The following is a 14,167-nucleotide window of genomic DNA, read 5'->3' as shown; positions in this document are numbered from 1 at the left end:
AGAGCTGCGGTTTTTTTATGGTCTTATTACATCTTATGCAATCAGAAGTAATAATCCATGGTCAGATACAGTGCATCGAAGTCGCCGTCAACAACTTCACCATTGGCACCGATATCACCATCATTGGATACGTATTCAAGGTAGAACCAGCCCGGGCCATAGTTATAGCTCACACCCGGCGCCCAGCTGTCGGCGGAGCCAACGGTATTCCCCTTGGTATTCGATTCAGCATTGGTGTAGTCCACATAAAACAGGTAATCACCCATGCTGTAGGTCAGCGTTACGGCTTTACGGTCGTTTTTAACCTTAGGTAAACCGCTTACACCGCCAATACCGTTCAGATCACGTTCGGTGATCATATACTGGGCTTTAACACCTAAATTGTTGAACTCACCTTCGTAATACACAACCGCGGCATTATGCTCACCGACATACGGACGCTCAGCGTTAGCACCGGTCAGATCACGTAATTTACCGTTCTGGTAAGAGGCACCGACTTTTTGCTTGTCAGCCAGATCATATGCACCGTTCAGCACGAAAGTATGCGTTTTCTGGTAAGTGGTTTTGCTGCCCCAGTGACCGCCGTCATCCATGGTTTCGGTGCTGGAACCAAAGTCATCAACGTGGAAGTAAGCAACGTCATAGTTAATCGCACCCAGATCGGCACTCCATTTAACACCGACATCCATCTGGTCGGCATAACCACCCAGCAACTCATCGCCAGGCCAGAAGTTAACGGTTGCCCAACCAAAAGGCACCTGAGATTTACCGATTTTCAGCTCACCCTTGCCAAAGGTTTTACCCACCCAGGCTTTATGGAAACCGAAATGAGCACCGGTATTGTTATTCGCCGGATCGGTGAAAGCACCGGTGCCGTAACGCATTTCTGAGGAAAACTGCCAGCCGGTTTTTTCATCGGTTTTATCGATATACAGAATCAGCGCTTCGTAGCTGGTATCACCATAAGACACTTCATCAACGTTATTGTTATAAAGCGCATGATTCAGCCAGAAGCCACCGCTGATCGATTCCGATGCAACAGCAGGCACCGCACTTGCACTGATGGCCGCAATGGCCAGGGATAAGTGTACTTTTTTCAAAAGACTCTCTCCTTCCTTATTATGAATGAATCCCGGAAAACTCAGGGTTTCCCGTGGATATCTGGCCAGAACAGACAGAGCTTACCGCCTGTTTGCCCGGCCAAATTACGGCATCAACCTGATATTGATACTAGTCGTCGGACATCATTTTTCCCAACAACGTATGGTACAGCTCGCGGTCACCGACAACGCCCTGCACCCCCTGTTCATCACCTACCAGAACCGAGTGGCCTGTGTGGTAACGGATTTCCATCACATCACGCATGGCTGTGCGCGGCCCCACACGGGTGGGGATTTGCTGCAGCGCGCTGATATCATCACCCTGCTGCCAACACTGTACAGCATAGACCTGATCTTTTACCTGTACCTGATTACCATCGGGGCTAAGCCAATAATCATGGCGTTTGCTCAGACAATAGCCCCGTTCCTGCTGCGCCATATCACTCAGCTCACGCATTATTGATACCGCACGCAATACATTCAGCGGATTGGTATGGGCAACAAAATCACGCACATAATCGTTCGCCGGATTGAGCACAATGCTTTCCGGTTTACCATGCTGCACAATTTCACCGTCTTTCATAATGGCGATATGGCTGCCGAGTTTCAGCGCTTCATCAAGATCGTGACTGACAAAAATAATGGTCTTCTTCAGTTTTTCCTGCAGCTGCAACAACTCGTCCTGCAGCTGAGTCCGGATCAGCGGGTCGAGGGCGGAAAACGGCTCATCCATTAATAAAATATCGGACTCAACCGCCAGCGCCCGTGCCAGACCAACCCGCTGCTGCATACCGCCGGATAACTTACCCGGTTTAAGCTTGCGCCATTCAGCCAGGCCAACGACTTCCAGCTGCTCACTGACCCGGCGTTTGATTTCAGCTTTCGGCAGGCCCTGTAATTCCAGTGGCATCGCAACATTCTGCTCCACCGTCAGCCAGGGCATTAATGCAAACTTCTGAAACACCATAGAAATCCGGCGCATACGGATATCGCGCTGGGTTTGTGCATCGGCGCTGGCAAAGTCGAGCATTTCACCGTCATGCTCAATATTTACCGCCCCACGGGCAACCGGATTAAGGCCATTAATACAACGCAACAGGCTGGATTTACCAGAGCCAGAAAGGCCCATCAGGACACAGATTTCACCGCGTTTTACCGTCAGTGATGCATCTTTAACGGCAATCAAAGAACCACTTTGGGCACGTACTTGTTCACGATCCAGGCCCTGATCAAGTAATGCCAGCGCCTCCTGGGGTTGTGGGCCGAAGACCACATCAAGATGTTTAATTTCGATCATATCAGCTCACCTGTTCCCGTTGTTTGCACAGGCGATCGAGTAAAATCGCCAACAGAACAATGGCCAGTCCCGCTTCAAAACCGCTGGCAATATCTACCGTGTTCAGCGCCCGGACCACAGGCTTACCCAAACCATCGGCGCCGACCAGAGCGGCAATTACCACCATCGACAGCGACAACATAATGCACTGCGTCACACCGGCAGCAATATTAGCCGCCGCCGCCGGCAGTTCGATACGCCATAACAACTGTGAGCGCGTGGCACCAAAGGATTGACCAGCCTCAACCATTTCTTTCGGTACTTCAGAAATACCCAGATAGGTCAGACGCACCGGCGCGGCAATGGCAAAAATAATGGTGGAAATCAGGCCCGGAACAACGCCCAGACCAAACAATGTCAGGGTTGGAATTAAATACACGAAGGGCGGAACGGTTTGCATCAGATCCAGCACCGGCCGTAAGACGGTGTATAAACGCGGATGATGCGCCGCATAAATACCGATAGGCAGACCTAATAAAATACAAAACAGCGTGGCATACAGCACCAATGACAAGGTCTGCATGGTTTCGACCCAGTACCCCAGGTTCCAGATCAGCAATAACGAGGCAACGGCATACAATACCAATCCCACAGAGCGATGCAGCCAGAACGCAAACAGTGCCAGAACCACAATAAAGGCGCCCGGATGCATCCAGGTAAGAGCATCAGTACTGGAATTAATCAGCCATTCCAGTGATTCGGCCATGGCATCAAAGAAACCGGAGGTGTTGTCCACCAACCAGTCGAAAAACAGCTCGATATATTCACCGAGTGGAATTTTAAAACTATCCATAAGACTCACGTAGTTATAAAGAAACAAAACAGAAATCTGAGCAGAAGTCAGTGCAGAATGTGCACTAGGGCCTGTTAACACTAATTAAACAGGCCTGTTATCGGCTAAAAATTTCTCAGGCAAGGCGCTGAGAGTGTGGCCTAACGGGTTAAGCGAGCGAACAGCAACGCTGGATGAGGGATTTTTAGCCATAACCCTTCGGGCTGAGGCCAGTTTTCCCCATTAACATCGTCGTTCGTCATTCATTTAGCCCGCTAATATCACTCCTCTCTCCTTGTTCTGAGAAAAACTGGCTCTCAGCAGGCTCGATTCACTTAGTGTTAACAGGCCCTAACTTCCTGCGTTTATGGATACTTAGCGGAAAGCAGCCTGTGCCTTAGTTAAAGCCGGCGATCCGTCAGCGGCTTTAACGCCTTTCAGCCAGATGTTCAGGACGTCAGGATTATTTTTCAGCCATTGTGTGGCTGCTGCTTTGGGTTTTTTACCGTCATCAAGAATGGCCGCCATCACCTGATTTTCCATTTCCAGGGTAAAGCTCAGGTTGTTGAGAAATTTACCGATTTCCGCGCACTGGCCAACATAGTCTTTACGGGTATTGGTAAATACCGATGCGCCGCCCAGATCCGGACCAAAGAAATCATCACCGCCTTCCAGATACGCCAGGTTAAAGTTGCTGTTCATCGGATGTGGCTCCCAGCCAAGGAAGACAATCCACTTATCACGACGGGTTTTACGCTTAACCTGTGACAACATACCGGCTTCGCTTGATTCCACCACTTCAAAGTCTTTCAGGCCAAAAGTGTTCTGATCAATCATGTCCTGAATCAGACGGTTACCATCGTTACCCGGCTCAATACCGTAGATTTTTTTATCGAACTTATCAGCAAATTCAGCGATATCCGCAAAGGTTTTTACTCCGGCATCATAAACGTACTGAGGTACCGCCAGAGTGTATTTGGCACCGCTCAGATTTTTGCGCACCGTATCGACCGTGCCACGTTCACGATAGGCTTTAATATCGCCTTCCATGGTTGGCATCCAGTTACCCAGAAATACATCAATATCGCCATTTTCCAGCGACTTATACGTCACCGGTACCGACAGTAACTGCGTACTGGTCTGATAGCCTGCACTTTCCATCACCACGGAAGCCAGAGCGGTGGTGGCGGTAATATCCGTCCAGCCAACATCAGAAAAGCGCACCGTATTGCACTGCTCTGCCTGAGCGGCAGAAGTTACCGCCAGTACCATGGATAATAAAATCGTTCGTAAAGTCATCATTTGTCTCCTGCATTTTTTGCCGGATCAGGCCGGCGGATTAGTCCGTTGTTTTTCTTTCCAGTCGGCTTCCATACCAACCTCTGCGTTACCGGGAGGTAATATCTGTGAGCGGCCTGTCAGACTGCTGCGGATAAAATCCGCCGCACGCTCGGCCACCATAATGGTGGGGGCATTTAAATTGCCGTTGGGAATCGTCGGAAAAACGGAGGAATCAACTACCCGCAGTCCCTGTACACCATGAACGCGGGCTTCAGGATCAACCACGGCTGATTCATCGGTGCCCATTTTGCAGGAGCAGGATGGGTGATACGCGCTTTCGACATTGCTGCGCACAAATTCATCGATCTGCTCATCTGTCTGCACCTGCTCACCCGGTTGAATTTCACCATCTCGATAGGCATCAAATGCCGGCTGACCAATAATTTCACGGGTCAGCTTTACGCAATCGCGGAACCCTTCGCGGTCATCTTCGTGCTGCAGATAATTAAACAGAATACGTGGTGCACTGTGCGGGTCAGCGCTGACAGCGCGGATATAACCACGGCTTTTCGGTTTGTTATGACCGATATGCACCTGAAAACCATGGCCATCAAAAGCCGTACGGCCGTCATAACGCATTGCTGCGGGTAAAAAATGGTATTGCAGGTCGGGCCACTCAACCCCGGCTTTTGAGCGGATAAAGCCACAGGACTCAAAATGATTGGTTGCGCCCAGACCTTTGCGGGTAAACAGCCAGCGACTGCCGATTAAAAACTTACTCCATAACCCCAGCTTGCTGTTCAGGGTAATAGGCTGTTTGCATTTAAACTGAAAATAAAACTCCAGATGATCCTGCAGGTTTTCACCGACACCGGGTAAGTGATGGTTTACTTCAATACCTGCTTTCTCCAGTACATCACGCGGGCCAATACCGGATAACTGCAGAATATGCGGTGAACCAACGGAACCGGCCGACAAAATAACTTCTTTACGCGCGCGCAGATTTTTAATCTTACCCCTGCGCTCATAGCGCACACCGGTTGCACGTAACCCATCCGGCTGCTTTTGCAAAAGAACCTTATGCACCAGTGCATGGGTTATCACGGTTAAATTATTGCGTTTCATCGCCGGACGCAGATAGGCATTGGCGGTTGACCAGCGCAGGCCATTTTTTACCGTCATATGCATCGGGCCGAAGCCTTCCTGCTGCTTACCGTTATAGTCGGCAGTAAAGTCATAGCCTGCCTGCTGCCCGGCTTTAATAAAGGCCCCGTACAGCGGGTTCTGCATATTATTGCCGTTATTAACGCCTAATGGTCCACTGTCGCCGCGGTACTCATCACCACCAAAGGCCCAGGTTTCAGCCTTTTTAAAATAAGGTAAACAATGGGCGTAATCCCATTCAGTCGCGCCAGCTTCTGCCCACTCATCAAAATCACGGGCATGTCCACGCACATACACCATGCCATTAATAGATGACGAACCACCCAGCACCTTACCGCGCGGGCAATGCATCCGGCGGTTATTGAGATATGGCTCCGGCTCGGTTTCAAACTGCCAGGCGTATTTTTTGGTATTCATCGGAATGGATAATGCGGTTGGCATCTGGATAAAAATACTTTTATCCGAACCACCGGTTTCCAGCAGCAGTACTGACACCTGCGGATCTTCGCTCAGACGATTTGCCAGCACACAACCGGCGGAACCGGCACCGACAATAATGTAATCAAATTCGTTCATGGGCATTTCCTCAGAATGGGCTTTCCAGTGGATTCATACCCACATACACCGCTTTTAACTGGGTGTAGTGTTTAATGGTTTCGACGCCGTTTTCACGACCGATACCAGACAATTTGTAACCACCCACCGGCATTTCCGCCGGTGAGGCACCATAGGCATTAATCCAGCAGATACCGGCCTGCATCTGATGAATTACCCGGTGAGCACGGCGGATATCGCGGGTAAAGACACCGGCTGCCAGTCCCAGACGGGTATCGTTGGCGCGACGAATGACTTCATCTTCATTGCGGAAAGTCAGCACCGACATCACCGGGCCAAAAATTTCTTCGCGCACGATGGTCATATCATCGCGGCAATCGGTAAAAATGGTGGGTGCAACAAAATAGCCGTTAGGTGCACTGTCCGGCGCCAGCGCAAACCCACCACTGGCCAGCGTCGCACCTTCGGCTTTGCCTTTGTCGATATAACTCAAAACCAGTTGCTGGTGTTTGGCGGAAATTAAAGCGCCGAAATTCACGTCCGGGTCCATCGGATGACCCGCCACAATATTATTTTCGGTACGCTTCAGCAGACGCTGCATAAAATCGTCATATACCGCTTCGTGCACAAATACCCGTGTGCCATTGGTGCAGATTTCACCCTGAGTATAAAAATTCGCCAGCATGGCCGCCGATACCGCATCATCAAGATCAGCATCGTCAAAAATAATCAGCGGCGATTTACCACCCAGTTCCATGGTGACGTCTTTTAAACTGCCAGCCGCAGCAGCCATTACTTTTTTGCCGGTGCCGACTTCACCGGTAAAAGATACCTTGGCAATACGTTCTTCGGCCGTCAGCCAGGCACCCACTTCGGCCGCACCGTGGACAACGTTAAACACACCGGCAGGCACACCGGCTTCAATAAATATTTCCGCCAGTTTGACTGCGCCATACGGGGTTTCTTCCGATGGTTTAAAAATCATCGAATTGCCGCAGGCCAGAGCCGGGGCAGATTTCCAGCAGGCAATCTGCAGCGGATAATTCCAGGCGCCGATACCGGCGCAGATACCCAGCGGTTCGCGGCGGGTGTAATAAAAATCACCGCCTAAATCCTGCTGATTCCCTTCAATGGCTGGCGCGATACCGGCAAAAAATTCAATCGAGTCGGCACCGGTAACCACATCCACCACGGAGGCTTCCTGCCAGGGTTTACCGGTATCCCGTACTTCGCCGGCGGCCAGTTCATCATTGCGCTCACGCAGCAACGCCACCGCTTTTAATAAAATACGGCTGCGTTCAATCGCCGGAGTTGCCGACCATTGCTCAAAACCACGCTGGGCGCTGTCCAGTGCAGCGGCTTTAATGCTGTCGTCGGCGACCTCCACCTGATAAGCCACTTCGGCTGTGGCCGGATTAATCACATCGAAGGTTTCACCGCTTTGATTGGCCAGCGGCTGGCCATCAATAAAATTCATCAGTCGCATGGATTCAGATCTCATCGGTGCGACCGCTGGTCGCTATCAGTGAATCAATAAAGGCTTTGCACAAACGCTCAGCTTCGTTAAAAGCATCATCGGTTGCAGGAGTCAGATTGAGGGTGCTGCGCAACCACATGCCGTCAATCATGGCGGCGGTCATCGCCGCCGCATCGCGGGCGGCAATGGGGTCAGCGATTAACTGGCGGAAGGAATACAACAGGTTGCTGCTCAGGCGCTGGCTGTTAACCCGCTGTAAGCGGGCCAGAGCCGGGTCATGCATGGCTTTCGCCCAGAACGCCAGCCAGGTAACCGTGGCCGAAGACGAGCGCTGAAAGCCGGCAAAGTTGGTTTCGACAATCATCATCAGGCGCTCGCGTGGTGATACCTGACGCGCCTGACCGGCCTGCAGTTGTTGCAACAAGCCCTGCTTCAGCTGCTCCAGCAGATGTCGCACAGCGGCTTCGATAACACCCTGCTTGCCACCGAAATAGTGGCTGATGATGCCGGATGACATCCCCGCCAGCTTGCTGATGGTAACGATGGTCGTGCCCTGAAACCCATACAACTCAATGGATTTCAGAGTGGCGTCAATCAGCTGCTGACGCCGTAAACCCTCGATATTTGCTCTGTTTAAACCGTTACTCAACTGCTTTCCCGCCATTGATTGAACGTTCAATCAATACGAGTCTAAAGTTTAGCTCTCTATGGATCAACCCAAACAAAGAAGCCAAACAGCACCATAGACCATGCAAAATACAGCGTCAGACCTGCAACCATGGGCACCAGAGAGCACTAACAGGAACGTAAAATTAATTAGATATCTATGGAATTTTTATGCCGAACACCGGCAGAAATGCTCATTTTCCGAGCAGCAGGCATAAAAAAACGCAGCCCCGGCAATGCGGCAGCTGCGTTTTTTGACTAGGGCCTGTTAATACTAAGTGAATCGGGCCTACTGAGAGCCAGTTTTTCTCAGATCAAGGAGAGAGGAGTGATATTAGCGGGCTAAATGAATGACGAACGACGATGTACATGGGGAAAACGGGCCTCAGCCCGAAGGGTTATGGCTAAAAATCCCTCATCCAGCGTTGCTGTTCGCTCGCTGAACCCGTAACCAATCGGTCTGGAGCACATTGGCGTGCCAACCCCGAAGGGGTGAAGCACAGGGATGTGCTGAACATCCCACACTCTCAGCGCCTTGCCTGAGAACTTTTTAGCCAATAACAGGCCTGTTTAATTAGTGTTAACAGGCCCTAAGAGATATCCGCAAGGCCGCGGGTGCGGCCAGCTATTACTCGGCGCGGTGTTCGCGCGCCAGATATTCGTGTGATTGCATCTCCAGCATACGCGAGGTGGTGCGCTGGAATTCAAACTCCAGCTTACCCTGGCCGTAAATTGCCGGAATGGCCGCATCGGCCGACATAATCACCTTCACACCACGATCATAAAACTCATCAATCAGGTTGATATAACGGCGCGCCAGGTCGTCGTTTTTAATGCCCATGACCGGCACATTCGAAATCAGAATGGCGTGAAACTGCTTACCCAATTCGATGTAATCGTTCTGCGAACGCGGGCCATCGCACAGTGCGGTAAATTCAAACCAGGCGATATCGTCACACAGTGCTTTAACCGGAATCTTACGCCCCAGAATTTCCACTGTGCAGTTGGTTTTAACGTGACGCGGGTCAGCGATCAGGCTGTCGAAACTTTTCTGCAGACTGGCTTCTGCACCACCGTCCAGCGGGTAATGGTAAAGCTCGGCCTGCTCCAGCGTGCGCAGACGGTAATCAACGCCCGAATCCACATTCACCACTTCGGTGTATTTATTCAGCAGTTTAATTGCCGGAATAAAGCGGTCACGCTGCAGACCGTCTTTGTACAGACCGTCAGGCACGATGTTCGAAGTAGCCACCAGGGTAACACCACGGTTGAACAGTTCCTGCATCAGGCCGCCGAGAATCATGGCGTCGCCGATATCGGAGACGAAAAACTCGTCAAAGCAGATCACTGCAGCCTCATCGGCAATGCGGTCAGCAACGATATTCAGCGGGTTCTTTTCGCCGGCCAGCGCCGTCAGATCGCGGTGCACGCGCTGCATAAAACGGTGAAAGTGAGTACGCATTTTGCGTTTGAACGGCAGCGCATCGTAGAAGGTATCGACCAGATAGGTCTTACCGCGACCGACGCCGCCCCAGAAGTAAATCCCTTTTTCCGGTTCAGGCTTTTTCTTGCTCAGCTTGCCAGCCAGCTTACCGAACAGACCCTGTTGCGCACGGCGGTTTTCCGCGGCGACCAGGTCGTCAAACAGACGTTGCAGATGCTTAACCGCCATTTCCTGCGCGGCATCATAAGAAAAATCATCGCGTTGCAGATCGGCTTGATAGAGTTCCCAGGGCGTAGACACGGACAGTCTCCCTTATAGAAGTGGGATATCGGGAAGAAATTCAGGGCGCGCAATTTAACCAAGCAGGGGCAAAAGTGCAAATCCTGACCAAGGTCGGACGGCAGGAAATGCCTGCCACACCACCCCGTTCCTGCCCTGACTCAGCCCAACCGTCTTAACCCACCCCTCTCAACTTACCCCAGCAGCCTTAAGCAACGGCGCCCAGTCTTCCTGCAGACTGGCCTTAAGATCGGTCAGGCGGCCATGAAAGAAATGGCTGCCCTCACAAAACACCTGATAGTGTGGCGTTGGCACGACGCGCTCAGCCCAGTCACTGACTTCATCAAAAGGCACCACTTCGTCGGCATCGCCCATATAAATAAAGGTTTCAAACTCATAAGGCAGCTGGTTAGGCGCATCAAAGTGATGCACCGCCGGCGCCAGCAACACAAGCGCCGCAATGCCTTCCGGCGCACGGCAGGCGCTTAAGCAGGCCATACCGGCACCAAAGGAAAACCCCGCCAGAATCACCTTTTGCCAGCCCAGCTCGTTACGCGCATAGTTCAGCGCCGCCAGCACATCGTCCTGCTCGCCCACACCGTTATCGTGAACACCTTCACTGTTACCGACTCCGCGAAAATTAAAGCGCAGGGTCGGCAAGCCCAGACCTGCCGCTGTGCGCGTGACGGTAGTAACCACCTTGTTGTCCATCGTGCCGTGAAACAGCGGATGCGGGTGACACATCAGCACACCCAGACGGCTCTGATCCGCCGCCTGCCAGCGTGCGTCCAGTGCTCCGGCCGGGCCTGTAATCGTGATTTTCTGTTCCTGCGCCATAGCGTCTTTTCCTCATCTGTCCGGCAACTATATGGCAACAGCTGAAGCCTGCCGTGGCGGGCGCCGGGCGGCCCAAACCAAAGCATCTTCTTCACCATATGCATATAGCTAAATGTTATTGAATATACCTTCTTATATATCAGGCAACTTGGTATATTTCGCGCAATTTACATTGCCCCACACCTACCTTTTGGGAGCCATCAGACCAAAATGACTGACTACAACCTGACGCACTTAAAGCAGCTGGAAGCGGAGAGTATTCATATCATCCGCGAAGTCGCCGCTGAATTCGACAATCCGGTGATGATGTACTCCATCGGCAAAGACTCTTCGGTGATGCTGCACCTGGCACGTAAAGCCTTTTATCCGGGTAAACCGCCATTTCCGCTGATGCACGTGGACACCACGTGGAAATTCAAGGAAATGATCGAGTTCCGCGACAAGATGGCCAAAGAAGTGGGTATGGATCTGATCGTACACATCAATCAGGAAGGTGTGGCACAAGGCGTTGGCCCGTTCACCCACGGCTCATCCAAGCACACTGACATCATGAAAACCCAGGGTCTGAAACAGGCGCTGGACAAGTACGGCTTTGATGCTGCCTTTGGTGGTGCCCGTCGTGATGAAGAAAAATCCCGCGCCAAAGAGCGTGTGTATTCGTTCCGTGACAGCAAGCACCGCTGGGACCCGAAAAACCAGCGTCCTGAACTGTGGAACATCTACAACGGCAAAGTAAACAAGGGCGAAAGCATCCGTGTTTTCCCGCTGTCTAACTGGACCGAGCTGGATATCTGGCAATACATCTACCTCGAAAACATCGACATCGTACCGCTGTACTACTCCGCCAAGCGTCCGGTGGTTGAGCGTGACGGCATGCTAATCATGGTTGATGACGAGCGCATGCCATTAAAAGAAGGCGAAGTACCGGAAATGAAATCCGTACGCTTCCGTACCCTGGGCTGCTACCCGCTGACCGGCGCCGTCGAATCTGAGGCAGACACTCTGCCGGAAATTATTCAGGAAATGCTGCTGACCACTACATCTGAGCGTCAGGGCCGTGCCATCGACCACGACTCATCCGGTTCGATGGAGAAGAAGAAGCAAGAGGGGTACTTCTGATATGTCACACCAATCCGATCTGATCGCTGCCGATATTCTTGAGTACCTGAAGCAGCACGAAAACAAAGAACTGCTGCGTTTTTTAACCTGCGGTAACGTTGACGATGGCAAATCCACCCTGATCGGCCGTCTGCTGCACGACTCGAAAATGATCTACGAAGATCAGCTGGCCGCCATCGAAAAAGACAGCGCCAAATCCGGCACCACCGGCGAGAAAATCGACCTCGCCCTGCTGGTTGACGGCCTGCAGGCCGAACGTGAGCAAGGCATCACCATCGACGTAGCCTACCGCTACTTCAGTACCGCCAAGCGCAAGTTCATCATCGCCGACACTCCGGGACACGAGCAGTACACCCGCAACATGGCCACCGGTGCATCCACCTGTGACCTAGCGATTATTCTGATCGACGCCCGCTACGGTGTGCAGACCCAGACCAAACGTCACAGCTTTATTGCCTCGCTGCTGGGCATCAAGCACGTGGTGGTTGCGGTCAACAAAATGGACCTGCTCGACTTCAGCGAAGAGCGCTTTAACCAGATCCGCGAAGACTACCTCGCCTTCGCCAAAAACCTGAATCTGGAACTGAGCGATATTCACTTTGTGCCTATGTCCGCCCTCGACGGCGACAACGTGGTAGAACGCAGCACGCGCGCTGCCTGGTACACCGGCCAGACGCTGATGGAAATTCTGGAAAGCGTGGAAATTGCCAAGGATAAAAACCTGGAAAACTTCCGCCTGCCGGTACAGTACGTTAACCGTCCGAACCTCGACTTCCGTGGTTTCTGCGGCACCATCGCCTCCGGTATCGTTAAGCCGGGCGACACCATCATGGCACTGCCATCGCAGAAAACCAGCAAGGTTGAAAGCATCGTGACCTACGACGGCAACCTCGAAGAAGCCTTCGCCGGTCAGGCCGTTACCCTGACTCTGGAAGACGAAATCGACATCAGCCGTGGCGACGTTATCGTTAAGCTCGACGACCTGCCAACCGTGGGTAAAAAGCTGAATGCCGACATCGTATGGATGACCGAGAACCCGTTGATTCCGGGTAAGCCATACGACCTGAAATTCGCCTCCAGCTCAACCGCCGGTACCGTGAGCAAAATCCACCATCTGGTGGACGTAAACACACTGGAACAGAGCCTGGCCGATCAGGTAAACCTGAACGAAATCGCCCTGGTGGAAGTATCGCTGGATAAAGCCGTACCCTTTGACTGCTACAGCAAAATTCCGGGTACCGGCGCCTTTATCATCATCGACCGCCTGAGCAACGTGACCATTGGTGCCGGTATGATCGTGGGCGCCGCCAGCGCATCGGACGACAACACACCGGTAACCGCTATTGAAAAAGCCCGTCGCTTCAACCAGAAGCCAGCCATCGTTGCCGTTAACGCAGTGAATGCTGAACAGGTAGTACAGGGCCTCGACCGCCGTCTGTTCGAAATGGGACGCGTAGCTGCGATTGCCAGCAACGAAAACGCCCAGATTCTGAAAGACGCAGGTCTGGTGGTACTGGTTGCCGGCGGTGCCGATGGCGCCGATGTCAGCCTGGCCGCCGATCAGGAAAGCCTCGACTCCCTGATCGCCGACCTGCAGGAACAAGGGATCATCTGATTCCTGCCTGAGTGAAGTGCTAACAAAAAGCCCTGCCGGAAACGGCAGGGCTTTTTTATGTCCGGAGCTTTTATGCGCCAAAGCGGCAGACACTTGAATGCTTGCCTTCCCTCGCATCTGACACCTACCTGCCCGTACTGCCTGAGCACACATCAAGCGCCCGAGCACATATAAAAGCCCTCAGACTCAGACAAAGCCCGATTCAGCGCCATCTCAACAATCGCGACAGCAACCCCTGACTGCAGCAGCACAGGGCCTCTGCCCGGAGTTTCGCACGGTTTAGTAACTCTTTGAAAAATATCAGAAAAAAATGTTTGACAGGCAAAAGAATGCTGGCATAATACGCGCCACTTGAACGGAGCAATGCAGCAAGCATTAACCACTTCTTTCAGGTAACAATGTGGCTATGTAGCTCAGCTGGTTAGAGCACAGCATTCATAATGCTGGGGTCACTGGTTCAAGTCCAGTCATAGCTACCACGAATTCTAAAGCCCGCGACGTATGCAAATACTCGCGGGTTTT

11 protein-coding genes and 1 tRNA gene are annotated in these 14,167 nt (G+C 52.1%); 3 read left to right on the top strand and 9 right to left on the bottom strand.

The window, feature by feature from the left end:
* Positions 1 to 41: 41 nt before the first annotated feature.
* The 9 genes from MT343_RS07680 to MT343_RS07640 form a co-directional block, all read right to left on the bottom strand.
* The gene (locus tag MT343_RS07680; protein ID WP_145470989.1) at positions 42 to 1,100 is read right to left on the bottom strand and encodes a porin; all 1,059 of its coding nucleotides are present in this window, start codon (positions 1,098 to 1,100) and stop codon (positions 42 to 44) included.
* A gap of 130 nt (positions 1,101 to 1,230) precedes the next feature.
* A complete protein-coding gene (choV, locus tag MT343_RS07675) occupies positions 1,231 to 2,397 on the bottom strand; it encodes a choline ABC transporter ATP-binding protein (RefSeq protein WP_145470988.1) in 1,167 nt (388 codons plus the stop codon).
* 1 nt (position 2,398) lies between these two features.
* Positions 2,399 to 3,238, bottom strand: coding sequence for a choline ABC transporter permease subunit (choW, locus tag MT343_RS07670; protein WP_444875583.1), 840 nt, complete (start codon positions 3,236 to 3,238; stop codon positions 2,399 to 2,401).
* A 345-nt stretch (positions 3,239 to 3,583) separates the two neighbouring features.
* Complete coding sequence (locus MT343_RS07665; RefSeq protein ID WP_145470986.1) at positions 3,584 to 4,510, bottom strand: choline ABC transporter substrate-binding protein; 927 nt, start codon at positions 4,508 to 4,510, stop codon at positions 3,584 to 3,586.
* A 24-nt stretch (positions 4,511 to 4,534) separates the two neighbouring features.
* Complete coding sequence (gene betA, locus MT343_RS07660) at positions 4,535 to 6,235, bottom strand: choline dehydrogenase (protein WP_145470985.1); 1,701 nt, start codon at positions 6,233 to 6,235, stop codon at positions 4,535 to 4,537.
* A gap of 4 nt (positions 6,236 to 6,239) precedes the next feature.
* The gene (betB, locus tag MT343_RS07655; protein ID WP_145470984.1) at positions 6,240 to 7,694 is read right to left on the bottom strand and encodes a betaine-aldehyde dehydrogenase; all 1,455 of its coding nucleotides are present in this window, start codon (positions 7,692 to 7,694) and stop codon (positions 6,240 to 6,242) included.
* A gap of 4 nt (positions 7,695 to 7,698) precedes the next feature.
* Positions 7,699 to 8,334: a transcriptional regulator BetI gene (gene betI, locus MT343_RS07650; RefSeq protein ID WP_243989479.1), complete on the bottom strand. Its 636-nt coding sequence runs from the start codon at positions 8,332 to 8,334 to the stop codon at positions 7,699 to 7,701.
* A gap of 645 nt (positions 8,335 to 8,979) precedes the next feature.
* Positions 8,980 to 10,095: a cell division protein ZapE gene (zapE, locus tag MT343_RS07645; RefSeq protein WP_145470982.1), complete on the bottom strand. Its 1,116-nt coding sequence runs from the start codon at positions 10,093 to 10,095 to the stop codon at positions 8,980 to 8,982.
* Positions 10,096 to 10,263: 168 nt separating this feature from the next.
* A complete protein-coding gene (locus MT343_RS07640; RefSeq protein WP_145470981.1) occupies positions 10,264 to 10,911 on the bottom strand; it encodes an alpha/beta hydrolase in 648 nt (215 codons plus the stop codon).
* 210 nt (positions 10,912 to 11,121) lie between these two features.
* On the opposite strand from MT343_RS07640, the gene cysD reads away from it, so the two are divergent.
* From cysD to MT343_RS07625, 3 genes are all read left to right on the top strand, one after another.
* Positions 11,122 to 12,030, top strand: a complete 909-nt coding sequence (gene cysD, locus MT343_RS07635; protein ID WP_145470980.1) for a sulfate adenylyltransferase subunit CysD — start codon at positions 11,122 to 11,124, stop codon at positions 12,028 to 12,030.
* A gap of 1 nt (position 12,031) precedes the next feature.
* Entirely contained in the window at positions 12,032 to 13,645 is a 1,614-nt protein-coding gene (gene cysN / locus MT343_RS07630) for a sulfate adenylyltransferase subunit CysN (RefSeq protein ID WP_145470979.1), read from the top strand.
* A gap of 402 nt (positions 13,646 to 14,047) precedes the next feature.
* Positions 14,048 to 14,124 (top strand) — tRNA-Met (locus tag MT343_RS07625).
* The last annotated feature ends 43 nt before the right edge of the window (positions 14,125 to 14,167 follow it).

It is taken from the genome of Venatorbacter sp. C2-1, assembly GCF_022832715.1.
Classification (GTDB): domain Bacteria; phylum Pseudomonadota; class Gammaproteobacteria; order Pseudomonadales; family Oceanobacteraceae; genus Venatoribacter; species Venatoribacter alkanivorans.
This window is presented reverse-complemented; position numbering and strand designations above follow the sequence as displayed.

What these genes read in the sequence shown, in the direction of transcription:
- MT343_RS07665 (WP_145470986.1), bottom strand. Translation starts at nt 4,510, where the DNA reads ATGATGACTTTACGAACGATTTTATTATCCATGGTACTGGCGGTAACT.
- cysN (WP_145470979.1), top strand. Translation starts at nt 12,032, where the DNA reads ATGTCACACCAATCCGATCTGATCGCTGCCGATATTCTTGAGTACCTG.
- cysD (WP_145470980.1), top strand. Translation starts at nt 11,122, where the DNA reads ATGACTGACTACAACCTGACGCACTTAAAGCAGCTGGAAGCGGAGAGT.
- betB (WP_145470984.1), bottom strand. Translation starts at nt 7,694, where the DNA reads ATGCGACTGATGAATTTTATTGATGGCCAGCCGCTGGCCAATCAAAGC.
- MT343_RS07640 (WP_145470981.1), bottom strand. Translation starts at nt 10,911, where the DNA reads ATGGCGCAGGAACAGAAAATCACGATTACAGGCCCGGCCGGAGCACTG.
- choV (WP_145470988.1), bottom strand. Translation starts at nt 2,397, where the DNA reads ATGATCGAAATTAAACATCTTGATGTGGTCTTCGGCCCACAACCCCAG.
- betA (WP_145470985.1), bottom strand. Translation starts at nt 6,235, where the DNA reads ATGCCCATGAACGAATTTGATTACATTATTGTCGGTGCCGGTTCCGCC.